19 protein-coding genes are annotated in these 21,712 nt (G+C 75.4%); 10 read left to right on the plus strand and 9 right to left on the minus strand.

Going from position 1 to position 21,712, the window contains the following annotated elements:
- The first annotated feature begins 64 nt into the window (after positions 1–64).
- Both HNP84_RS26785 and HNP84_RS26790 read left to right on the plus strand, forming a co-directional pair.
- Entirely contained in the window at positions 65–469 is a 405-nt protein-coding gene (locus HNP84_RS26785) for a M67 family metallopeptidase (protein WP_185052686.1), read from the plus strand.
- A 95-nt stretch (positions 470–564) separates the two neighbouring features.
- On the plus strand, positions 565–978 hold the full coding sequence (locus HNP84_RS26790; RefSeq protein WP_185052687.1) for a nuclear transport factor 2 family protein: 414 nt from the start codon (positions 565–567) through the stop codon (positions 976–978).
- 91 nt (positions 979–1,069) lie between these two features.
- Here HNP84_RS26790 and HNP84_RS26795 read toward each other — a convergent pair whose 3' ends face one another.
- On the minus strand, positions 1,070–1,573 hold the full coding sequence (locus tag HNP84_RS26795) for a DinB family protein (RefSeq protein ID WP_185052688.1): 504 nt from the start codon (positions 1,571–1,573) through the stop codon (positions 1,070–1,072).
- A gap of 104 nt (positions 1,574–1,677) precedes the next feature.
- On the opposite strand from HNP84_RS26795, the gene HNP84_RS26800 reads away from it, so the two are divergent.
- The 3 genes from HNP84_RS26800 (at position 1,678) to HNP84_RS26810 (ending at position 6,176) form a co-directional block, all read left to right on the plus strand.
- Entirely contained in the window at positions 1,678–1,947 is a 270-nt protein-coding gene (locus HNP84_RS26800; protein ID WP_185052689.1) for a DUF1876 domain-containing protein, read from the plus strand.
- A 1,041-nt stretch (positions 1,948–2,988) separates the two neighbouring features.
- Entirely contained in the window at positions 2,989–4,749 is a 1,761-nt protein-coding gene (locus tag HNP84_RS26805) for an NAD(P)/FAD-dependent oxidoreductase (protein WP_185052690.1), read from the plus strand.
- Entirely contained in the window at positions 4,746–6,176 is a 1,431-nt protein-coding gene (locus tag HNP84_RS26810; RefSeq protein ID WP_185052691.1) for a hypothetical protein, read from the plus strand. Before HNP84_RS26805 ends, HNP84_RS26810 begins: the two co-directional genes overlap by 4 nt.
- 3 nt (positions 6,177–6,179) lie before the next feature.
- Here HNP84_RS26810 and HNP84_RS26815 read toward each other — a convergent pair whose 3' ends face one another.
- Entirely contained in the window at positions 6,180–7,874 is a 1,695-nt protein-coding gene (locus tag HNP84_RS26815; protein WP_185052692.1) for a sensor histidine kinase, read from the minus strand.
- 66 nt (positions 7,875–7,940) lie between these two features.
- The gene (locus HNP84_RS26820; RefSeq protein ID WP_185052693.1) at positions 7,941–8,768 is read right to left on the minus strand and encodes a universal stress protein; all 828 of its coding nucleotides are present in this window, start codon (positions 8,766–8,768) and stop codon (positions 7,941–7,943) included.
- A 174-nt stretch (positions 8,769–8,942) separates the two neighbouring features.
- Here HNP84_RS26820 and HNP84_RS26825 point away from each other — a divergent pair, with 174 nt between their 5' ends.
- The gene (locus HNP84_RS26825; protein ID WP_185052694.1) at positions 8,943–11,747 is read left to right on the plus strand and encodes a pyridoxamine 5'-phosphate oxidase family protein; all 2,805 of its coding nucleotides are present in this window, start codon (positions 8,943–8,945) and stop codon (positions 11,745–11,747) included.
- On the opposite strand, the gene HNP84_RS26830 is transcribed toward HNP84_RS26825, so the two are convergent.
- Positions 11,734–13,260, minus strand: coding sequence for a WS/DGAT/MGAT family O-acyltransferase (locus HNP84_RS26830; protein WP_185052695.1), 1,527 nt, complete (start codon positions 13,258–13,260; stop codon positions 11,734–11,736). The two genes, HNP84_RS26825 and HNP84_RS26830, sit on opposite strands and share 14 nt — an antisense overlap.
- Positions 13,261–13,447: 187 nt before the next feature.
- Here HNP84_RS26830 and HNP84_RS26835 point away from each other — a divergent pair, with 187 nt between their 5' ends.
- The 3 genes from HNP84_RS26835 (at position 13,448) to HNP84_RS26845 (ending at position 15,953) form a co-directional block, all read left to right on the plus strand.
- On the plus strand, positions 13,448–13,888 hold the full coding sequence (locus HNP84_RS26835) for a DUF4342 domain-containing protein (RefSeq protein WP_185052696.1): 441 nt from the start codon (positions 13,448–13,450) through the stop codon (positions 13,886–13,888).
- Positions 13,885–15,108, plus strand: coding sequence for a carboxylate-amine ligase (locus HNP84_RS26840; protein WP_221336792.1), 1,224 nt, complete (start codon positions 13,885–13,887; stop codon positions 15,106–15,108). The genes HNP84_RS26835 and HNP84_RS26840 overlap by 4 nt, the downstream gene beginning before the upstream one ends.
- A gap of 119 nt (positions 15,109–15,227) precedes the next feature.
- Positions 15,228–15,953, plus strand: coding sequence for a class I SAM-dependent methyltransferase (locus HNP84_RS26845; protein WP_185052697.1), 726 nt, complete (start codon positions 15,228–15,230; stop codon positions 15,951–15,953).
- Between the two features lie 262 nt (positions 15,954–16,215).
- On the opposite strand, the gene HNP84_RS26850 is transcribed toward HNP84_RS26845, so the two are convergent.
- The 4 genes from HNP84_RS26850 to HNP84_RS26865 form a co-directional block, all read right to left on the minus strand.
- The gene (locus HNP84_RS26850) at positions 16,216–17,355 is read right to left on the minus strand and encodes a baeRF10 domain-containing protein (RefSeq protein WP_185052698.1); all 1,140 of its coding nucleotides are present in this window, start codon (positions 17,353–17,355) and stop codon (positions 16,216–16,218) included.
- Positions 17,356–17,400: 45 nt separating this feature from the next.
- Positions 17,401–18,072 (minus strand): CBS domain-containing protein, encoded by a 672-nt coding sequence (locus HNP84_RS26855; RefSeq protein WP_185052699.1) that lies wholly within the window; start codon positions 18,070–18,072, stop codon positions 17,401–17,403.
- Between the two features lie 34 nt (positions 18,073–18,106).
- Complete coding sequence (locus tag HNP84_RS26860; protein WP_185052700.1) at positions 18,107–18,958, minus strand: universal stress protein; 852 nt, start codon at positions 18,956–18,958, stop codon at positions 18,107–18,109.
- 100 nt (positions 18,959–19,058) lie between these two features.
- Positions 19,059–19,919, minus strand: a complete 861-nt coding sequence (locus tag HNP84_RS26865) for a universal stress protein (protein ID WP_185052701.1) — start codon at positions 19,917–19,919, stop codon at positions 19,059–19,061.
- A 154-nt stretch (positions 19,920–20,073) separates the two neighbouring features.
- On the opposite strand from HNP84_RS26865, the gene HNP84_RS26870 reads away from it, so the two are divergent.
- Positions 20,074–20,775, plus strand: coding sequence for a CBS domain-containing protein (locus tag HNP84_RS26870; RefSeq protein WP_185052702.1), 702 nt, complete (start codon positions 20,074–20,076; stop codon positions 20,773–20,775).
- A gap of 64 nt (positions 20,776–20,839) precedes the next feature.
- On the opposite strand, the gene HNP84_RS26875 is transcribed toward HNP84_RS26870, so the two are convergent.
- Entirely contained in the window at positions 20,840–21,688 is an 849-nt protein-coding gene (locus HNP84_RS26875) for a universal stress protein (protein WP_185052703.1), read from the minus strand.
- Positions 21,689–21,712: the final 24 nt, after the last annotated feature.

A 21,712-nucleotide genomic window follows, 5' to 3' on the forward strand; every position in this document is an offset into this window, starting at 1 on the left:
GGCTTACGGTGAGGCGGCCGGGCCGGACCGGCGCGCTGATCGCGCGCCGCGCGAGACGGCGGTCGTGATCGGCGCCGGCGTGCGCCTGGAGCGGTACGAGCAGGCCGGCGTGGAGCGGGGCGGCTTCCTGCTGGGACGCGTGCACGCCCGCGAGGGGCGGTACGTCGTCGAGGTCCTGCGGGCGGTCGAGGACGCCGGCGGCCCGGCCACCCGGACAAGCTGGACCTTCGCCACCACATCGCTCCTCGGCCTGCGCGACGCCATGAACGGCCACCGGCTCGTCGGCTGGTTCCACACCCACCCCGGCGACGCTCCCCCGCACCCCTCCCCCGCCGACACCGCCCTGCACCGCGACCTGTTCGGCCACCCCTGGCAGATCGCCGCCCTGATCTCCCCCGCGGGCATCACCTGTTACCGCCTCGCCGGCGAGGAGCTGCGCGAGTGTCCCTGGTCCCCCACGCCGGCGTGACTGCGGCGACTGCCATCATAAATCGTTGGCGCAGCCAATGAATCCGTATATAGTGGGTGGCACCAACATTGGAGTCGCCAACGAAAGGTTGCGTCATGTCCACGGATGCTTTGATCGCCGACCGCATCGAGATCGCCGACCTGTTCAGCCGCTATGCGCTCCTGCTCGACGAGAAGCGGTGGGAGGATGTGGACACCGTCTTCACCGATGATGTGGCGGTGCACTCGCCGCGTGGGGGCGAGCTCCGCGGCATCGACAAGGTCGTCGGTTTCATGCGACAGGGTGATGTCGAGGGGCAGTACGCCCAGCACACGACCACCGACCTGCTGGTGAGCGTCGAGGGTGACCAGGCGGCGGCCTCGGCGAACTCGCTCGTGTACTACTACCGCGACGGCCAGGCGCCCTACTTCACCGGCGGGCTGCGACTGACCGCCACCGTCGCACGGACGCCGGCGGGCTGGCGAATCCGCGAGGTGCGGATCACGCCCGTCTGGACGCGCGAGAACTGATCCGACTACCGAACCACCCGGGGATGCCTGGGCGTGGCCGACCGGCCCCGATCGCGCCCGGCGGCATCCGGCGCCGCCGGGCGCGCGCGCGTCAATCGCCGGGGTGGTCGCCGGTGGCGCCGTCGATGAGCTCGCGGACGATGTCCATGTGCCCGGCGTGGCGCGCGGTCTCCTCGATCATGTGGATGAGGGTCCAGCGCATCGACACGGTCGCGCCCGACCAGGGCACCACGCCGGCCTCCTCCAGCCCCGTCTCGGCGATGGACCGATCGGCCGCGGCGCGCGCCCTGGCGTAGAAGGCGAGGATGCCGGCGGTGGTCTCGCCGGGCTCGACCCGCAGGTCGGCCTCCGGATCGTCGTCCACGAACGGCAACGGCTCGGTCTCGCGCCCGAAGACCTGGCAGAACCAGCCGTACTCGACGCTCGCGAGGTGCTTGACCAGGCCGAGCAGAGTGGTGCCGGAGGGCGTCATGGGACGCCGCAGTTGCTCGTCGTCCAGCCCGTCGAGCTTCCACAGCACCACCGAGCGGTGCCGCTCCAGGCTGGCGTGCAGGCTCTCCTTCTCACCGCCGGTGTACGGCACTCGCTTGACCATCCCCGCACGCTACCAGCAGGACTATTCATCCCGCCTGGGCCCAAAGTCCCTGTACGTGGCCGCGCCGCGGCGGCAGGATCGGAGGGAAGGGGGAGGTGTAAGCGATGCAGGCCAAAGAGTGGAAGGTGGAGGTCTTCCTCACCGAGGACGACAACGACGACGTCACCACCGCCCGCGCGGTGCTGTTCACCGGGGGCGCCAAACGGCACGAGAGCGTCGGCCACGCCCGGCGCAACCCGATCGACCGCCCGGTACCGGAGATCGGCGACGAACTCGCCGCCGGCCGGGCCCTGTCCGATCTGGCGGCCAAGCTGATCCAGGACGGCGCCAACGACGTCGCCCAGTTCCAGGAGCCGATGTCCCGGACCCGCTGAGGCGCACGAGAACGAGAGGGAGGACCACCACGGCCCTCCCTCTCCCATCCCACACCGCACGCCCCAGGCCACACCGCACCTGAACGCCCGGGGGACCCCGGCGCCACGCCCAGGCCCTGCCACCGGGCCCGCATCCGGACGGTGCGTCTGCCGGAAGGCCGGCTCCACCCGACGGTGGATCCGCCGGAAAGGCCGGCACCGTCCGCCGCCCGACTTCCAGCCGCTCGCCGCCCGGCCCATGAGCGGGGGCCCGCCGGCCGGCCCGGGTGAGCGGCGGGCCTCCGGTCCGGTTCGGCCATGTGCTCGTGTCTACGTCGGCGCACGCCCCGGGCGTGTCCCCGTTCGTGAGGGGGCGGTGGGAGGCGTCGCGTTGCCGCAGGTTCCGCCATCCCCTTCCCTGGCACGGCCGTCGGAGGGCATCGATGTGCCGAACCCGGACGACGGTGAATTGCGCCTCGGGAGGACCCGGGCTGACACGGCGGCACGCGGCACGGGCGGACACGGCACGGCAGGCCGGCACCGGCGGAAACGGGCGCACATCCAGACACGGACGGACACGGCGGGCACGGAAGCCGGCGCGCAGGCCACGGGGACGACCAGGCGGATTCGCCGACATCTGGGAGAAACCGCCCAGCTCTGCGGCGCTGATCTGATGTGCGCACTCGGTTGCCACCGAATGCGTACGAGCACGCCAACGTGGGCGTCCGGGTCGGCCGCGACTACGACGACATCCCCGAGCTGTGGGCCCCGCCGACGGGCTGCGGTTCAGCGGCATGCGCATCCGCAACACGTGTGCCGACGGCATCGACTTCAGCGACGGCACGCGCAACTCGCGCGTGTTCGACTCCATCTTCCGCACCACCGGCGACGACTCCCTGGCCGTGTGGGCCAACCCGTGCCTTCAGAGCCGTTGTCCGGACCCTCCCGGCATCGGGCGGGGGGCGGGTTGTAAGCGGATCGCAAGGCTTTGCCGGTCCTTGGGGTGGTGATGCCCGGTAGGGTCGGGCTCGGCTGGGCGGGTCGGCGGGATGGTGGTGTCGTATGGCGCCGGGGGATGGCGTGGCGGGGCCGGTGGCGCGGTGGGCTTCCGTGGGGGCGGGGGCCGGGGGCGGGCTGGTGGCGGGGGTGCTGGTCGGGGCCCTGATGGAGCATCAGGGGATGGTCGCGGGGCGGGCGGGGGCGCCGGCGTGGGTGGCGTTCGGGGTGCTGGGGGTGGTGGTGGGGGCGGCCATGGGGCCGTTGCACGGGCATCGGGCGCCGGGGGCGGCCGTGGCGGTGCCGGGGGGCATGACGGCCGGGCTGCTGGGGTGGATGGTGTGGTTCCTCACCGGGGAGCCGTTGCTGCGCGGGGAGGCGCCGGAGTGGTCGGCGGAGGCGGCGGGGCGGGCGTACCGGGAACTGGTGGGCTGTCTGCTGTCCGGGGGGCTGACCGGAGCGCTGTACCAGGGGGCGGCCCTGCTGGTGCGGCGGCTCGCGCCGCCCGCTCCGGAGCCGGGGCCGGCGGCGCGGGTGGTCGTCGTGGGCGGGGGGTTCGCGGGGGTGGCGGCGGCGCGGCGGTTCGAGCGGCTGGCGCTACGCGGGCACCGGCTGGACGTGACGCTGGTGAGCGCGTCCAACTACCTGCTGTTCACGCCGATGCTGGCCGAGGTCGCCTCGGGGGCGTTGCAGGCGCGGCACATCAGCGCGCCGGTGCGGGCGGCGGCCTCGCACACGCGGTTCCGGCACGGCACGGTGGAGCAGATCGACCCCGTACGCCGTACGGTGACGCTGGACGCGGGGTCGGGGCGGCCCGAGGCGCTGCCGTACGACCACCTGGTGCTGGCCGTCGGCAGCGTGGCGCACGCGGCCGGGCTGCCCGGAGTGGACGAGCACGCCTTCACCCTGAAGGACCTCGGCGACGCCCGGGTGCTGCGCGACCACGTGCTCGCCCTGCTGGAGCGGGCCGATCTGGAGCCCGATGACCGCAAGCGGCGGCAGTTGCTCACCTTCGTGGTGGCGGGCGGCGGGTTCGCGGGCACCGAGGCCGTCGCGGAGCTGTTCGACCTGGTGCACAGCGTGCTGCCCTACTATCCCGGCATCGGCGAGGGCGACCCCCGGTTCGTCCTGGTGCACTCCGGCGCGATGATCCTGCCCGAGCTGCCGCCGGAGCTGGGAGCGTACGCGCTGGAGCGGCTGCGGGCGCGCGGCATCGAGGTCCGCCTCGGCGTGCGGGCGGCGGGCGCGGGGCCGGCGGACGTCAGGCTGACCAGCGGCGAGCTGATCTCGACCAGGACCTTCGTGTGGACGGCCGGGCAGCGGGCCAACCCGCTCGCCGCGACGCTCCCCGCCGAGCGGGGCCGGGGCGGGGCGCTGGTCGTGGACGCGACGATGCGGGTGCCGGGCCTGGAGGGCGTGTGGGCGGTCGGCGACTGCGCGCGGATCCCGGCGCCGGACGGCGGGACGTACCCGCCGACGGCCCAGCACGCGCAGCGCGAGGGCAGGCAGGTGGCCGACAACATCGCCGCGGTGGTGAGCGGCCGGGCCCCGCGCCCGTTCGCGTTCCGCACGCTCGGCGTGTTCGTCGCCCTCGGCCACCGTACGGCCGCCGGCGAGATCCGGGGACGGCGCTTCAGCGGCCTGGCCGCCTGGATGCTGTGGCGCGGGATCTACCTGGCCAAACTGCCGGGGATCGAGAAGCGCGCCCGGGTGCTGTTCGACTGGGCGCTCGACCTGGCGTTCCCCCGCGACATCGCGGTGACCGCGCCGCCCGCGCACCGGTTCCCGGCGGCGGCCCGGTTCCCGCGCCCGGAGGAGGGCTCGTGAGCGCGGTCCCCCGGGCGGGCGGGCTGCGGGCGGCCGTGCTGCCGGGGGCCGTGGCGGGCGTGGCGGGCGGCCTGGTGTTCGGGGCGGCGATGGCCATGCTGGGCACGCTGCCGACCGTCGCCTCCATCGTGCGCGCCGACTCCCCCTACACCGGGTTCGCGGTGCACCTGGTGATCGCCGTGGTGCTGGGGATCGGGTTCGCCGCGCTGGTCTCGCGGCAGCGGGCGCGGGCCGGCGAGCTGCTGTTCTGGGGGCTGGCCTACGGCGCGTTCTGGTGGTTCCTCGGGCCCCAGACCCTGCTGCCGCTGCTGCGCGGCCTGCCGGTCGCCTGGGACCTGGCCGGGGCGCGAGCGCTGGTGCCGAGCCTGATCGGGCACCTGTGCTACGGCACCGCGGTGGCGCTGGTCCTGGTGCTGCTCAGCGGGTCCCGGGATCGGGTGCGCAGCGGGTTGCGGCCGACGGTGCTCCTGCGCGGCGCGGCGGCGGGCCTGCTGGCCGGGAGCGTGGTCGGCGGGCTCGGGGTGATGGCGGGGGCGTCGCCGGGGCCGCTGCCGCTCGCGGGCCTGCCACTGGGGCTGGGGTACCCGCTGCTGTTCTCCGCGGAGCGCGAGGGCGCTGGGCCGGCGATCGTGCGCGGCGCGGCGTACGGGTTCCTGTGCTGGATCGCCGCCGAGCTGACCCTGCCGCCGCTGCTGCGCGACGGGGTGCTCGACTGGTCGCACACGGCCGCCGCCGCGGCGGCGGGGCGGCTGCCCGGCTACATCCTGCTCGGCGCCCTGACCTCGGCGCTGTTCACCCTGCTCGGCGCGCTGGCCGCGGGCCTGTTCACCGACGATGTGCGGCTGGCGCGTACGGAGGCGCCGGGCGCGCGCGGGCTGCGCGCGACGGGCCACGGCATCCTCGCCGGGCTCGCGGGCGGCCTGGTGTTCACCGGCGTCATGGTCGCCGCGGGCGCGCTGCCGACGGTGGCCCGCCTGGTCGGCGGGCAGTCGGCCGCGGTGGGGCTGCTGGTCCACCTGGTGATCGCGCAGATCGTCGGCGTCTCGTACGCCGTGCTGTTCCGCCGCCGCGGCTTCGACCTGGCGTCCGGGCTCGGCTGGGGCGTGTCGTACGGGTTCGTGTGGTGGGTGCTGGGCGGCCTCACCCTGCTGCCGGTGCTGCTCGGCGGCGAGCCCCGGTGGAGCGCGGCGGGCATGGCGGCGGCCTTCCCCTCGCTGGTGGGCCACCTGGCGTACGGGGCGGCGCTCGGCATGGTCTACTACGCGCTGGAGGCCCGCGCGAACCCGTGGTGGGTCACGAGGAACGAGGCGGAGGCGGCGCGGGTGGCCGCCCGGCAGGAGCAGACCCTCGGCTCCGCCCCGGCCCTGTGGACCCTCACCGCGATCCTGGCGCTGATCATCCCGCTCCTGGTGGCGGGGGGCGGGTAAGCCCTACAGGGGCACGCTCCAGCACAGCCGGCTGCCCTCGCCGGGGGTGGAGTCGACCGTCATCGTCCCGCCCAGGGCGCGGGCCCGCTCCTCCATGTTGCGCAGGCCGCTGCGGCGGCCCTCGGCGGGGATGCCGACCCCGTTGTCGCAGATCGTCACCACCAGGTCGTCGCCGACCACCTCCACGGACACGTCGGCCTTGCTCGCCCGCGCGTGCCGTACGACGTTGGACAGGGCCTCGCGCACGACGGCGAGCATCTGGTCCCCGGTCTCGGCCCCGACGCGGGTGTCCAGCGCCCCCTCCAGGCGCAGGCCGGGCATGAAGCCCAGGTGCCCCCGCGCGCCCTCGACCAGCTCGACCACCTGGGCGCGGAGGCTGTGCTCGCCGGCCCCGCCGGGCGGCTGCTGCAGGGCGAAGATCGTGGAGCGGATCTGCCGGATCGTCTCGTCCAGCTCGTCGATGGCGTGCTGGAGGCGGCCGGTGGCCTCGGGGCGCTCCACCAGCCGCACCGCGCTCATCAGCGTCATCGCGACCGCGAACAGGCGCTGGATCACCACGTCGTGCAGGTCCTTGGCGATGCGGTCGCGGTCCTCCAGCAGTCCGAGGCGCTCGGCGTCGCGCCGGGCCTCGGCCAGCTCCAGCGCCACCGTGGCCTGGCCCGCGAACGCCTCCAGCATCCGCAGGTCGGCCACCGAGAACGGCATCCGGCCCGCCCGCTTGCTGACGCTGAGCACCCCGCGCACGGCGGAGGCGGCGCCCAGCGGCACCATCACCGACGGGCCGTAGCCGTACTCGCTCAGCGGAAGGTCGCTCTCCTGAAGGTCGCCCTCCAGCACGGACTCGGCGCTGGTGAACACCGCGCCGATGACCGACTCGGCCGGGAAGGCCGTGCCGACCAGTTCCTCGCCGCCCGGTCCCTCGGCGATGCGCACGGTGACCGCGCGGGGCTCGCCGTCCTCCTCGGGCAGCAGCACCATGACCAGGTCGGCGCCGGTCATCTCGCGGGCCCGCGCCGCCATCAGGCGCAGCACGTCGCCGGAGTCGGCCCCGGACAGCAGGCTGGTGGTGATCTCGGAGGACGCCTGGAGCCAGGTCTCGCGGCGGCGGGTCTCCTCGTACAGGCGGGCGTTCTCCACCGCGACGCCGGCCGCGGTGGCCAGGGCGATCACGATGCCCTCGTCCTCCTCGTCGAACTCCCCGCCGCCCCGCTTCTCGGTCAGGTACAGGTTGCCGAACACCTCGTCGCGCACCCGGATCGGCACGCCGAGGAAGGTGCCCATGGGCGGATGGCCGGGCGGGAAGCCGTACGACTCGGGGTGGTCGGAGATCCGGGCCAGCCGCAGCGGGCGCGCGTCCTTGATCAGCAGCCCGAGCAGGCCCAGCCCGTGCGGCCAGTGCTCGATCCTGGCGATCTCCTCCTCGGTCAGGCCGACCGGGATGAACTGGACGAGGGTGTGCTCCTGCCCGATCACGCCCAGCGCGCCGTAGCTCGCGTCGACCAGGCTGGTCGCGGTCTCCACGATCCGGCGCAGCACCGTCTCCAGGTCCAGGTCGCTGCCCACCGACACGACGGCGTCGAGCAGCGCGTGCACGCGGTCACGGGTCGCGAGCACGGCGTTGAGGCGCACCTGCAGCTCCGACAGCAGCTCGTCCAGCCGCATCTGCGGCATCAGCGAGCGATGCTCACCACCACCCATGGAGCCAGTCTCGCACCCCCTGGTGGCGGCCCACACCCGGCACCGGTCCCGCGGGCCGGAACCGGATCACGCGCCGTGCACGACCGCGACCGGGCACGGGGCCGCGTGCAGGACCGCCTGGGTGACCATGCCGAGCGGCAGGTCGGCGGGCCCGTGGCGCCCCTCCTCCCCGACCACGATCAGCGAGGCGTTCACGCCGGCGGCGGGCAGCGCCTCGGCCAGCGGCGTGTCGCCGGTGTGCGTGACCAGCTCGACGTAGGGATACTTGGCGCACCAGGGCGCCACATCGTGCTGGAAGCGGGCCTCCAGCTCCCGGCGCCGGTCCGGGTCGCCCGCGCTCGACTGCACCGCGTGCAGGGGCAGGCCGCGCAGCGCGGCCTCCTCGAAGGCCAGCGCGAGCGCCGCGTCGCCCCCCGGCGTGGCATCCACGCCGAGCACCACCGGCCCGTCGTCGTGGCGGCGGCCCGCGGTCACGACCACGACCCGCCTGGCGTACGCCGCGGTCTGCACGGCCGTGGAGCCGATCCGCAGCCGGTCGAAGCCGCCCCGTCCCCGCGCGCCGACCACGATCATCTGCGCCTCGGCCTCGTGGGTCAGCAGCGCGGCGGCCGGCGAGCCGGGCTCCAGCCGGGACCGCACGGTCACACCGGGCACGGCCGCCTTGATGTCGGCGACGCCCTTCGCCAGCAGCAGCTCGGCGTGGTGCCGCATCGCCTCCATCGCCGTCCCGCCGACCGGCCGGATCTCCGCCGGCCAGCGCCAGGCGTGCACGACCAGCAGCGGCGCGTACCGCGCCGTGGCCTCCCTCGCCGCCCACAGCATCGCCGCCCCGGCGGACGGTGAGCCGTCGTACCCGACCAGGATCGGCCGGTGCGCGTAGTCCGCGGCCCTCATGAGGATCACCCCCTGCGTCTCCCCCACTTCCCACCATCGCACCGCCCGCGCTCAGGCTCCAGGGGGTGCCGGGGGCGCCGGGCGGGCCGTTGGCCCCGATCCGGTGGACGAAGGTCCCTGGCCGGGCGGGCCGTGGGGCACATAGCGTCGTGAGGGCGGGCGAAGGAGGCGGTCATGGGGGCCTGGACGCTGGCTTATGACGGGTACGCCCCGGCGTCGGAGGGGCTGCGCGAGGCGCTGTGCACGCTCGGCAACGGCTACATGGCCACGCGGGGCGCGACGCCCGACGGGGAGGCGCGCGGCGCCGGGACGTACGTGGCGGGCTGCTACGACCGCCTGTCCTCCACCGTCGCCGGGCGCGAGGTCTCCAACGAGGACATCGTGAACATGCCCGACTGGCTCCCCCTGACCTTCCGCACGCCCGGGTGCGCCTGGTTCTCCCCCGACCGGGCCGATCTGCTGGACTACCGGCAGGAACTCGACATGCGGCACGGGGTGCTGCACCGGACGCTGCGCTACCGCGACGAGCGGGGCCGGGTGACCTCGGTGCGCCAGCGGCGCCTGGTGTCCATGGCCGACCCCCACGTGGCCGCCCTGGAGACCACGGTGACGGCCGAGAACTGGTCCGGCCCGCTGCTGGTGCGCGCCACGCTGGACGGCCGGGTGACCAACTCGGGAGTACGCCGCTACCGGGCGCTGCGCGGCGACCACCTGACCGGGCACGCGACCGGGCACGAGGACGGGATCACCTGGGTGCGGGCGCGTACCCGCACCTCCGACATCGCGGTGACGCTGGCGGCGCGGCTGGAGTCGGAGCACCGCCACGCCGAGGCGGCCGGGGCCCGGGTGGAGCGGGAGGACGGGCGGGTCTCGGAGGTCCGGGTGCTGGAGCTGACGCGCGGCGTGCCGCGCGCCGTCACCAAGATCGTGGCGCTGGCGACCTCCCGGGACCACGCGCGGCCCTCGGCGCGGGTGCTGGCGCGGCGCGCGCCGGGGTTCGGCGAGCTGCTGGAGCGGCACGCGGCGGCGTGGGAGCGGCTGTGGCGGCGGGCCCGCCTGGACGTGGACGGCCCCGAGGTGTCGCAGATCGTGCGGCTGCACGTGTTCCACCTGCTGCAGACGCTCTCGCCGCACACCGCCGACCTGGACGTGGGCGTGCCGGCGCGGGGCCTGCACGGGGAGGCGTACCGGGGGCACGTGTTCTGGGACGAGCTGTTCGTGCTGCCCTGGCTGAACCTGCGCTTCCCGGAGATCTCCCGCGCGCTGCTGCGCTACCGCTGGCGGCGCCTGCCCGAGGCCCGCGCCGCGGCCCGCGAGGCCGGGTACGCCGGGGCGATGTTCCCCTGGCAGAGCGGCGGCGACGGGCGCGAGGAGACCCAGACCCTGCACCTGAACCCGGTGTCGGGACGCTGGCTGCCCGACCGCTCCCGGCTGCAGCGGCACGTCGGGCTGGCCATCGCGCACAACGTGTGGCGGTACCACCGCGACACCGGCGACGCGGCGTTCCTGGCCGAGATCGGCGCGGAGCTGGTGGTGGAGATCGCCCGCTTCTTCGCCTCCCTCGCCCGCTACGACAAGGAGAGCGGCCGGTACGAGATCCGCGGCGTGATGGGCCCGGACGAGTACCACGACGCCTACCCCGGCGCCACCTCCCCCGGCCTGGACAACAACGCCTACACCAACGTGATGGCGGCCTGGCTGCTGGCCCGGGTGCCGGAGCTGCTGGCGGCGGTCCCGGGACGGGTGCGCGCGGACCTGGAGGTGACCGCGGAGGAGCTGGCCCGCTGGGACGAGGTCTCGCGGCGGCTGCGGGTGGACTTCCACGACGGTGTGATCAGCCAGTTCTCGGGTTACGAGAAGCTGCTGGAGCTGGACTGGGAGCGCTACCCGGGGGTGCGCAGGCTGGACCGGGCGCTGGAGGCCGCCGGCGACGACCCCAACCGCTACAGGGCGTCAAAGCAGGCCGACGTGCTGATGCTGTTCTACCTGCTCGGCCCCGAAGGGCTGGCGGAGATGCTGGAGCGGCTGGGCTACCCGCCCGATCCGGAGCTGATGCGGCGCACGGTGTCGTACTACCTGGCGCGCACCGCGCACGGCTCCACGCTGAGCGCGGTGGTGCACGCCTGGGTGCTGGCCCGCTTCGAGCCCGCGGGCTCGTGGCGGTTCTTCCTGGAGGCGCTGGCCAGCGACATCGGCGACGTGCAGGAGGGGACGACCGCCGAGGGCGTCCACCTCGGCGCGATGGCGGGCACCCTGGACCTGGTGCAGCGCTGCTTCCTCGGCCTGCGGGCGCGGCCGGGCGAACTCCGGCTGGACCCGGCCCTGCCCGCGCGGCTGGGCAGGGTCGCGCTGCCGATCCAGGTGGGCGGCGCGTGGCTGGAGGTCGAGGCCGAGGGCTCGCGGGTGACCGTCACCCGCGACCCCGACGGCCCCGAGCACCTCGACGTGACCGTGCGCGGGCACCGGGTACGGGTCGCGCGGGGGACCGGACACATCTTCGATCTCGACACCGAACCCGTGAGGGAGAACCACATGACCGACGACGAGACCGCGGGCAGGAAGGACGCGCCGGCGCTGGAGGAGCTTGAGGAGGCCGAGTGCCTGCGACTGGTGTCCGGCGGCGGCATCGGCCGGGTGGCCTTCGGCGGCCCGTCCGGCCCCGTCGTGCTGCCGGTCAACTACGTGGTGCGCGACGGCGCGATCGTGTTCCGCACCCGCTACGGCGGCGCGATGGACCAGGACCTGCGCACCGGCCTGGAGGGCCTGGAGTTCACGGTCGGCTTCCAGGTGGACCACTTCGACGAGGTCACGCGCGGGGGGTGGAGCGTGCTCATCCAGGGCCCGATCCACCACGTCACCGAGGAGGAGCTGCCCTCGGTCACCGGCTCCGGGGTGACGCCGTGGGCCCCCGGGGTCCGCGAACTGTACGTACGGATCACGCCGATGCGCGTGACCGGGCGCCGCATCAACGCGCTGTGACCGAATCCCGCGCCCCGGCCGAGAGCCTGCCCGGCTTGCCCTGCCCGCCCGGCTTGCCCTGCTTACCCCGCTTACCCTGCTTGCCCGGCTCATCCCGCTTGCTCGCTTCGGCCAGTTCGGTCAGGGCCTCGCGCAGGTATCCGGGCAGGGTCCACACGTCGGGCACCATCTCCCGGCAGCCCACGATGCCGACGTCGAGCCGGCCGTCGTAGGAGAACGCCGTGATGTTCATCCCGCCGCTCACGTCGGTGATCACCGAGACCGGGTAGTGCGCGAGCAGCCGGGCGCCGGCGATGTAGAGGGGGAACTGCGGGCCCGGCACGTTGGAGACGATCAGGTTGATCGGCGGCGCGGTCTGGCCCACCAGCGCGAAGGCCGAGCGGTCGGCCAGGCCGTTCAGCGCGGCGGGCAGGCTCTCGGTGAACTCGCGCAGCCACTGGGCCGGTGCGGGCCGGAACCTGTCCTTGATCCGCCCCATCGCGGCGGCGGTCTCGCGCAGCCGCTCCACCGGGTCGGCGACGTGCGTGGGCAGCGGGCTGATCATCATGGTGACCTGGTTGCCGTTCCCCTCCACGCCCTCCACGCGCAGTGAGAAGGGCACCCCGGCCACCAGCGGGCCCTCCGGCAGGGCGTCCCGGGCGAGCAGCCAGCGCCGTACGGCCGAGGCCGACAGGGCCATGACGACGTCGTTGACCGTGACGCCCATCGCGTTCTTCACCTTCTTGATCTCGTCGAGCGGCAGCTCGGCGAAGGCGAACCGGCGGTGCGCCGACACCGGGCCGCTGAGCGGCGTGCGCGGCGCGGTGAAGCGCGGCAGCTCCGGCAGGGGCGGGGCCCCGGCCAGGCGCCGGGTGAACCGCGACAGCGCCGCCGCGCCGGGGAGCTGCGACACCAGCGGGATCTCGTCCAGGCGCGGCACGGCGTACGCGAGGAAGCGCAGGGTGTGCACCGGGCCGCCCACCGCGTGCAGCAGGCCCTGGGCGAGCATGCGGACGGCGCCGGGCGGCTCCTCCTCCCCGGCGGGCGCGGGCTCCGGCTCCGGCCCGGGGTCGGGCTCGAAGTCCATCAGCGCGCCGAGCACGTCGGCGCCGGTCAGGCCGTCCACCGCGGCGTGGTGCAGCTTGGTGTAGACGGCCGACCTGCCGCCCTCCAGGCCGTGGATGAGGTACATCTCCCACAGCGGCCGGTCCCGGTCCAGCCGCCGCTCGTGCAGGCGGGCCACCAGCGCGCCCAGCTCCTCGTCGTCACCGGGGGCGGGCAGGCCCAGCTCCCGCACGTGGTAGTCCAGGTCCACCTCGGCGTCGGCGGCCCAGTAGGGGCGGTCGAGGCCGAGCGGGACGCGTACCAGCCTGCGGCGGAGCTGGTGGACGCGGTGCAGCCGGGCGCGCAGCCGCACCAGCAGGTCCTCCCGCGCGATCACCCGGTCCAGGATCGCCAGCCCGGCGACGTTGGCCACGTTCGTCACGGTCTCGAAGTCGAGGAACTGCGCGTCCAGCGCGCTCAACTGCCGCATGGCGGCCTCCCACTGTGGGTGCTCGCGGAAATGATGCTGCCGGGTATCGCCTTCCCCGGGACGGGGCCCTTCACGAGTGCGGCGCCACGAAAAGGCCACTCGGCGGGCGGGAGCGGGACCTTGGTCCCGGGCGCCGGGGCACGGCGACCGGCAGGCTGGTTGCGGGAGCGAGAGAAGGGCCGCAGCCATGGCCGTGGTGAAGGAAGAGGGACGCTCCCGCGGCGCCGACCTGGCCACGCGGGCCGGGGACCTCGTCCGCGAGTGGAGCGCCTGGAGGGTCGTCGTGCGGAACGCGCACGGCGGGAAAGTGGTGGAGTTCCCGCTCACGGTGGGCGTGGTGGCCTTCGCGGCCGCTCCCGCCGTGACGGTGATCGGGGGACTGGCCGCGATGGCGGCGGGCTGGACCGCGGACCTCCGGCGCACCGGAACCGGGCCCGAGGCCCCGTCCACATCAGCCCCGGAAGCCGAAGAGACCGGGACACCCGGGGACGCCGGGAAGTCCGGGGAGGGCGCGCGGGCCCCAGAGGCCGGGGAGGGCACGCGGGCCACTGATGCGCGGGCCGCACCGCCCGCGGAGGGGGAACCGCGTACGGCCGGGGCGTCGGGGCGGGGAGGCACGGTGCCGTGAACGCGCGACGCGCCGCCATGTCCGCGGCGGGGGCCCGCCGCAAGATCGCGGGCGCCCGCGCCCGGCACAGGCCCGTGCCCGCCCGTGCGTCCGCGTCCGCGCAGGTGCCCGGGCCCGCGCAGGCGCCTTCGCCCGCGCAGGCGCATTCCGCGCCGCTCACCTTCGGGGTCGAGGAGGAGTTCCTGCTGCTCGACGCGGCCACCGGGGCCCTGGCGCCGGCCGGGCACGATGTGCTCGCGCTGCTGGAGGGCGAGCCGGGCTACACCCACGAGCTGATGCTCTACCAGGTCGAGGCGGTCACCGGGGTGTGCTCCACGCTGGAGGAGGCGCGCCGGCAGTTGCTGGCCCGGCGCGAGCTGGCCGCCGAGGCCGCCGCCCTGCTCGGGTGCCGCCTGGTGGCCAGCGGGATCGCCCCCTCGCCGCCGCCGGCCGCGCACCCCGTCACGCCCGACCCCCGCTACGGCGAGCTGGCCCGGATGTTCCCGGCGCTGATGGCCAGGGGAGCCACCTGCGGGTGCCACGTGCACGTCGGAGTGCCCTCGCGGGCGCTGGGCGTGCAGGTGCTGGCCCGGCTGCGGCCCTGGCTGGCCACGCTGCTCGCGGTCAGCGCCAACTCCCCCATCGCCGACGGGCGCGAGTCCTCCTGGGCGAGCCGCCGGTACGTGCGCTGGTGCGGCTGGCCCTCCGCGGTGCCGCCGATGCGGTGGCGCGACCCCGGCGCGTACGACGCGGAGGTGCGCCGCATCATCGAGCGCGGCGGCGCCCTGGACGAGCGCGGCGTCTACTTCCACGCCAGGCTGTCGCCCCGCTACCCCACGGTGGAGGTCCGCATCGCCGACGCCGGTCTCACCGTGGACGACACGATCCTGATCACGGCGCTGGTGCGGGCGCTGGTGGCCACCGCCCTGGAGGACGCGCGCCGCGGCGCCCCCTGCCCGTCCGTCCCGGAGGCCCGGCTGCGGGCCGCCCTGAGCCACGCCGCGCGCGAGGGGGCCGAGGGCACCGGCATCGACCCGTGCACCGGCCGGGTCGTGCCGCAGCGGCTGCTGCTGGACCGCCTGCTCGCGCACGTCACCGCCGCCGACCACCTCGCCCCGCTCCTCGCCGGCCTGTACGAGCGCGGCACGGGCGCCGCCAGGCAGCGTGCCCTGTGGTCCCGGGCCGGCGCCGACCCCGCCGCGTACGCCCGCCTGCTGGCCGAGGCCACGCTCGCCGGCTGAGCGGCCGGGCGGGAGCCGGCGCGAGTCAGCGCGAGTCAGCGGTGCGCGAACGGCACCGCGCGCCCGCGCCGCGTGCGGGGAGAATCCGGGCGAGACGCGACGACGACGAGGAGCGGCCGATGGCGCCCACCGCGGCGTACGAAGAGATCGCCGACTGGTACGAGGAGGAGTTCCTGGCCGCGCAGCGCGCGGGCGAGGGGCCGGGCGCCGCGGTCACCCGCGCCCTGATCGACCTGCTGGGCCCCGTCGGGCCCGGCGGCGGCGTGTGCCTGGAGGTCGGCTGCGGCACCGGCGTGCACGCCGCGGCCGTGCGCGAGCTGGGCTGGACCCCGGCCGGGATCGACCTGTCCGCCGGCATGCTGCGCCACGCGCGGGGACGGCTGCCGATCCTGCGCGGCGACGCCGAGCGGCTACCGTTCCGCGACGCGTCGGTGCCCGCCGCCATCGCGATGATGGTCCACACCGACATGCCCGGCTATCCGGCGGTGGTGCGCGAGGCGGCCCGGGTGCTGCGCCCCGGCGGGGTGCTGGTGCACGTGGGCGTGCACCCGTGCTTCTGCGGCGGCTTCGCCGACCGCGGCGACCCCGGGGCCGTGGTGATCGGCCCCGGCTACCTCGACGGCCACTGGACCAAGCGGTCGTGGACCGACAAGGGGGTCCGCAACCGGGTCGGCGCCTCCCACTGGCCGCTGCCCGCGCTGCTGCACGCCTTTCTCGACGCGGGCCTGACCCTGGAGCGTTTCGCCGAGGGCGGCGAGCCGGTCCCGTTCGTGCTGGGAGTGCGGGCGCGCAAGCCTCCCGCCCCCGGAGCGCGTGGTGAACCCGCCCCGGAAGCGCGCGAATAACCCGCCGGGGCGAGGCCGTCAGCGGCCGGGCGGCCGGAAGGCGGTCACCGTCTAGGCGACGGAGCCGTGCGGCACAGTGCCGTCTCGACCTTCTCCGCCTCCGGCCGGTCCCGGCTCCCGGAGATCTGGCGTCTCCGGGGGCCTTCGGTCCCCGCCTCGGTGGGCGTCTACTCGTACGGTCCCGCCCGCCCGGCCGCCCCGGTAGGGGCGTAGGTCCCGAGCCCGGCGGGACTTTCGGCCCGGCCGCACCGGAGTCACCGGCTCAGCGGACGATCTGCGGGGCGGGCGCGCGCAGCCTCGCGGCCATCGCCGCGCCGCCCAGGAGCCGCGCCGGCACGACGGCCACCTCGCCCCCGGCCGCGGTGACGGCGGCGACGGCCTCGTCCAGGATGTCGGGCACCGGCCGGGTCTTCTCACCGCAGCGGGAGCAGGCGATGCGCCCGCCGGCCTCCAGCGCGCCGCAGCCGCGGCACTGGGTGCCCGGCGCGCGGTCGGTGTCGCTGACCAGCAGCAGCGCCGCCGCCTTGGCGCCGGCCGCCGCCACGCAGGCGTCCAGGCCGGTCAGCGCGCGGTCTCCGGCGGCGGCCTCGCCGAGCACGTCGGCGGTCAGCCGTTCCAGGCGCTCGGTCACCCAGCGGGCCAGCACGCGCCGGGCGGGTTCCACCACTCCGGCGGGCGTGAGGGTGCCGGGCTCGGCGGTGAAGGTGCCCGCCAGCCGCCCGCGCAGGGCGCGGGGCAGCGCCTCGGCCACGCCCGGGATGTCGTGCCCGTGCCCTCCGATGACCAGCGCGCCCACGGTGTCGCCCATCACGTGCTCCAGCTCCGCCGCGACGTGCTGGTAGTGGCGGGCGCGCAGCCCCTCGGCGCGGGCGCGGGCGCGCCGCTCGGCCAGGCCGTACCAGCCGCCGTAGTTGCGCTTGCGCAGCGCCTCGTCCACGACCGCGGCGACCTCGCGTACGCGGCCGTCCTCCAGCAGGCAGATCCGGGCGCGGGCGCTGTCCACGACGGCGACGCAGCAGGAGGGGTGCCGCTCCAGGATCGCCAGCAGCGGGCGCAGGGCCGGCCGGGTGCCGGCCACGGCCCAGTCCGGCGCGGGCTCGGGCAGCAGCACCCATTCGGCCAGGCCGGTACGGCGCGCGGCGAACAGGGCGACGCCGCGGCCGAGGTGGCCGGCCGCCTGCTCGGCGAGATCGCGCACGTCTGCCACGGTCCCCGGATCGACCGGGTACTCCGCCGCGGTCCGCACCAGCTTCTCCAGCCGCCCCGGCAGCCCGAGCGCCGCGGCGGGCTCGGCGGGGACGGTGGCGTACACGGAGACGATCTCGGCGGCCGGGGCGTTCTCCGTCAGCAGCCGCCGGACCTGCTCATCATGGCTCGTTCGTCCGATCAGGATCGCTGACATGCCTACTCTCGATCTCCTCCCGATGGTGATGGCCCGCTGTGCGGGTCAGGGTCTGCGGCCGGGGGCGGTGACGATGTCGTCGCGGTCGGGCGTGAGGCCGGCCACGACGTCGATGACGCCCTCGACGGCCTGAACGGCGCGGACGAGCTGGATGGCCTGGGACGAGCGGGCGACGCGGCCGGCGATGGCCGCCACGCCGCCGTCGAGGCCGATGGAGAAGGACGCGGGATCCAGCCCGATGTCCGCGATCACGGCTCTGATCTCGGCCTCCAGCTCGGCGGCCGGGCGGGTGAACACGCGCAGCGCGTCCACCTGGTGCAGGGTTCCGGCGATGCGGCCGCTGCCCGGATCGACCACCGGAAGCTGCTTGACGCGGTGCCGGTGCATCAGGCGGGCGGCCTCGCGCACCGGCGTGTCCGGGGTCACGGTGAGCGCGGGGGTGGTCATCAGCTCGGCCGCGGTCATGGCGGCGGCCTTGCGGTGCTCCTCGCGCGCCCGGTCGTCCTCGTACATGGACGTGCTGTGCCGGGCGGTGTCGGTCTCCTTCAGCAGCAGGTCGTCGGCGCTGACCACGCCGATCGGCCGGCGGCCGGCGTCGATCACGGTGACCGCGCCCACGGCGTACCGCTTCATCGCGGCCACGATGTCGGCGAACCCGGCGTCGGGGGTCACGGCGATGGCGACCCTGCCCATGACGTCCTTGACCTGCAGTGTCATCGCTTCCTCCCGGAGGATCGGCGAGGTGCGGCGGCTAGGCCCGCACCACGGCCACCGCGCCGTGCGCGTGGTGCAGTACGCCCCGGCTGACCGACCCGAGCAGGACCGAGCCCAGGCCGCCCCGCCCGTGGGAGCCGACGACGACCAGGTCGGCCCGCTCCGACGCCTGGGTCAGCGCGTCCACCGGGTGCGCGCACCGGACGTCCTCCACGACGTCCACCTGCGGGTACCTGTCGCGGTAGGCGGCGATCCTGTCGGCGGCGACCTTGTGGTGGGCGGCGCGGATCTCGTCCAGGTCGTAGCCGGCCTCGGGGGCGTAGGCGTGCACGGGGAGCTGCCAGGCGTAGATCGCGCGCAGCCCGGCCCCGCGCAGCGCGGCCTGCTCGAAGGCGTACGCCAGGGCGGGCTCGCACTCCTCGGAGTCGTCGATGCCCGCGACGACCTCGCCGAACACCCGCTCCCGGCCCGGGCGGACCACCACGACGGGCCGGTGCACGTGGCCGGCCACGTGCACGCTCACCGAGCCGAGCAGGGCGCCGGAGAACCCGCCGAGCCCTCTGCTGCCGACCACGATCTCCACGGCCCCGCCGGCCCGCTCGCGCAGCGCCGGCGCCGGCGGCGCCTCGACGATCTCGCCGGTCACCTCCACGTCCGGCTGGCGGGAGTGCACCACGGCCAGCGCGTCGGCCAGGATGCGCTGCGCGGCGCGGGTCAGCGCGTCGATGCTGCCCTCGGAGGGGAACTTGGCGATCTGGTACGGCCAGCGCTCCACGGCGTGCAGCACCAGCAACGGCGCGTGCATGCGCAACGCGTCGTCGGCGGCCCACTCCAGGGCCGCGCGCGAGGGAGCGGAACCGTCCACTCCCACGACGATCTCACCGGGCATCACGTCCTCCTCGCTCTCTTCCCCCGCAACAGTCCACCTCCCGGGCGGGGGGCGGCTCCAGGGCCGGAGGTCCCATGGGGCGCGGGTCCAACGGCGGGGTTCACCCGGGGCCGCGGACGACCGCGACCGGGCGCCGGGCGTGCCGCAGCACGCCGTGGCTCACCGAGCCCAGCACGGCGCAGCCGAGGGTCCCGAGCCCGCGCGAGCCCACCACGACCAGGTCGGCCATGGCGCCGGCGTCCCTGAGGGCCGCGACGGGGTGGGCGCAGACCGCCGTCTCCTCCATCTGCACCTCGGGGTACTTCTCCCGCCACGGCGCCAGCATCTGCCGCACGGTGGCGCAGTGGGCGCAGAAGACCTCCTCGACCAGCGAGGAGTACGGCACGGCGTACGGCGACAGGGCCGGCATGTGCCAGGCGTAGACCGCCTGCAGCCGGGCGCCCCGCCCTGCGGCCTGCCGGAAGGCGTAGTCGAGCGCGGCCTCCGACCACGCCGTCCCGTCGTACCCGACGACGATCCTGCCGTAGGGCGCGATCGACACCTGCGGCACGACGACGACCGGCACGCTGACGTGCCCGGCGACGCCCAGCGACACCGAGCCGGCGACCAGCCCGGCGAACCCGCCGAGGCCCCGGTTGCCCAGCACGATCTGCGCGGAGCGCTCGGCCTCCGCGCGCAGCTCGTCCACCGGGCGGCCGGTGACGACGGAGGTGCTCACCTCCAGGCCCGGGGCGGTCTCGCGGGCGACGCCGGCGGCCTCCTCGACCACTTGGCGGCCGTGCTCGGTGACCGTCCTGTGGAACCCGGGAGGCGGCCGGAGCGGCAGGTCCACCAGCCGCGACTCGCTCACGTGCACGATCTTGAGCGGCACGCCGCGCCGCGCGGCGTCGCCGGCCGCCCAGCGCACCGCCGACAGCGCCGAGCGCGAGCCGTCGGTGGCCGCCACGATGTGTTCGGACATCTCATCCTCCTCCCCTCACCTCCCATGCCATCGGATCGGCGGCGGACGTACGCAGTGGCGAAAGACCCGGTCATCCGGGACCTCCGCCCTCTCCAGGCCGCGCCGGGCGCGGGTTGTCATGGAGACGGCACAACCCCCGCGAGAGGAGGGCGCGATGCGGGTCAAGGTGAGCGACGTCATGACCAAGGACGTCGTCTCGGTGCGCGAGGACACCCCGTTCAAGGACATCGCGGAGCTGCTGATCAAGCACGGGATCGGCGCGGTCCCGGTCGTGGACGCCGCCGGCCGCGTCGCCGGCGTGGTGTCGGAGGCCGACCTGCTGCGGAAGGAGGAGTTCCGGGAGCAGTACTACCGGGAGGGCTACCAGCCTCCGCTGCGGGCACGGCTGCGGCACCGGCTCACCCGGGAGGGCGCGCACCCGGAGGACAAGGCGCGCGGCGACACCGCCGCAGAGATCATGACCACGCCGCCGGTGACCGTCCGCGCCTCGGACTCGATCGTGTCGGCGATGCGGCGCATGGACGAGCACGGCGTCAAGCGGCTGCCGGTCGTGGCCGACGACGGGACGCTGCGGGGCATGCTGAGCCGCCGCGACCTGCTGAAGGTGTTCGTGCGGCCCGACGCCGAGATCGCCGCGGAGGTCCGCGAGGACATCCTGGACCACGCGCTGTGGGTGGACACCTCCGGCGTCCGGATCGAGGTGGACCACGGCGTGGTCACCCTCTCCGGGACGATGCGCAAGCGCGGCGACGCCGAGCTGACCGTGCGGATGGCGGCCAGGATCAACGGCGTCGTGGACGTGATCGACCGGATCACCTGGCAGGAGGACGACACCCCGGTGTGGAAGGGGCGCTGACACGGCGCTGACACAAGGGCCGGGTGGGGCCGGCCTCAGGCGGCAGGGCCGGGTGGAGCCGGCCTCAGGCGGCGCAGGGCACCACCGCGACGGGGCACATCGCGTGCTGGAGCACGTGGCCGGTGACGGCGCCGAGCCGTCCCGGCTCCGCTCCCCGGCCCAGCACCAGCAGGCTGGCCTCCCGGGACGCCGCGAGCAGCGCCTCGCCGGGCGGGCCCGCCACGAAGCGCGACTGCATGTGGACCGAGGGGTAGCGCTCGCGCCACGGGAGCAGGTGCGTGGTGAAGTCGCGCTCGGCCGAGCGCAGCGCACCGCCCGCCTCGGCGGCGAACGGCCGTGAGGGGGCGGGCCGCAGCTCGCCCGCGTGCACGGTGAGCAGGTCCAGCGCCCTCACCTCGGCCTCGCCCAGCGCGAAGGCGAGCACCTCGTCCGGCGTGTCGTCGGTCATGCCCGCCACCACCGGGCCCGGCGCGGGCGGCAGCGGCACCGGGCCGGGGCCGCGTACCACGATGACCGGGCAGGCCGCGCCGGCGGCCACCCGGCCGGCCACCGAGCCGACGGTCTCGCGGGCGACGGCGTCCAGGCCCCGCGAGCCGACCACGACCAGCTCGGCGCCGGCCGACAGCTCGACCAGGCGGTCCTCCGCGCGGCCCTCGTACAGGTCGGCCCGTACGTCGGCGACGGCGCTGCACGAGCGGGCGCAGTCGGCGCCGTGCCACAGCACGTGCTCGGCGGCCTTGCCCAGATGGGCGCGGGCCTCCTCCTCCGCCGGGCCGTACGGCCACTGCCAGGCGTGGCAGACGGTCAGCGGCAGCTTGCGCCACTCGGCCTCGTCCATCGCCCAGTCCAGGGCCTGCATCGAGAAGTCGGACCCGTCGTAGCCGACGACGATCCGCGGGGTCTCCCGGCTCATGCTCGTCACCTCCCCTCCAGGATC

The sequence above is a fragment of the Thermocatellispora tengchongensis genome, from assembly GCF_014202315.1.
Classification (GTDB): domain Bacteria; phylum Actinomycetota; class Actinomycetes; order Streptosporangiales; family Streptosporangiaceae; genus Thermocatellispora; species Thermocatellispora tengchongensis.

Excerpts from the sequence above, each read along its gene's own strand:
- HNP84_RS26825 (WP_185052694.1), top strand. The coding sequence starts at position 8,943 with ATGGGGGCCTGGACGCTGGCTTATGACGGGTACGCCCCGGCGTCGGAG.
- HNP84_RS26815 (WP_185052692.1), bottom strand. The coding sequence starts at position 7,874 with ATGGGTGGTGGTGAGCATCGCTCGCTGATGCCGCAGATGCGGCTGGAC.
- HNP84_RS26805 (WP_185052690.1), top strand. The coding sequence starts at position 2,989 with ATGGCGCCGGGGGATGGCGTGGCGGGGCCGGTGGCGCGGTGGGCTTCC.
- HNP84_RS26835 (WP_185052696.1), top strand. The coding sequence starts at position 13,448 with ATGGCCGTGGTGAAGGAAGAGGGACGCTCCCGCGGCGCCGACCTGGCC.
- HNP84_RS26865 (WP_185052701.1), bottom strand. The coding sequence starts at position 19,919 with ATGTCCGAACACATCGTGGCGGCCACCGACGGCTCGCGCTCGGCGCTG.
- HNP84_RS26830 (WP_185052695.1), bottom strand. The coding sequence starts at position 13,260 with ATGCGGCAGTTGAGCGCGCTGGACGCGCAGTTCCTCGACTTCGAGACC.
- HNP84_RS26820 (WP_185052693.1), bottom strand. The coding sequence starts at position 8,768 with ATGAGGGCCGCGGACTACGCGCACCGGCCGATCCTGGTCGGGTACGAC.
- HNP84_RS26845 (WP_185052697.1), top strand. The coding sequence starts at position 15,228 with ATGGCGCCCACCGCGGCGTACGAAGAGATCGCCGACTGGTACGAGGAG.
- HNP84_RS26790 (WP_185052687.1), top strand. The coding sequence starts at position 565 with ATGTCCACGGATGCTTTGATCGCCGACCGCATCGAGATCGCCGACCTG.
- HNP84_RS26860 (WP_185052700.1), bottom strand. The coding sequence starts at position 18,958 with ATGCCCGGTGAGATCGTCGTGGGAGTGGACGGTTCCGCTCCCTCGCGC.
- HNP84_RS26795 (WP_185052688.1), bottom strand. The coding sequence starts at position 1,573 with ATGGTCAAGCGAGTGCCGTACACCGGCGGTGAGAAGGAGAGCCTGCAC.
- HNP84_RS26875 (WP_185052703.1), bottom strand. The coding sequence starts at position 21,688 with ATGAGCCGGGAGACCCCGCGGATCGTCGTCGGCTACGACGGGTCCGAC.
- HNP84_RS26800 (WP_185052689.1), top strand. The coding sequence starts at position 1,678 with ATGCAGGCCAAAGAGTGGAAGGTGGAGGTCTTCCTCACCGAGGACGAC.
- HNP84_RS26870 (WP_185052702.1), top strand. The coding sequence starts at position 20,074 with ATGCGGGTCAAGGTGAGCGACGTCATGACCAAGGACGTCGTCTCGGTG.
- HNP84_RS26850 (WP_185052698.1), bottom strand. The coding sequence starts at position 17,355 with ATGTCAGCGATCCTGATCGGACGAACGAGCCATGATGAGCAGGTCCGG.
- HNP84_RS26855 (WP_185052699.1), bottom strand. The coding sequence starts at position 18,072 with ATGACACTGCAGGTCAAGGACGTCATGGGCAGGGTCGCCATCGCCGTG.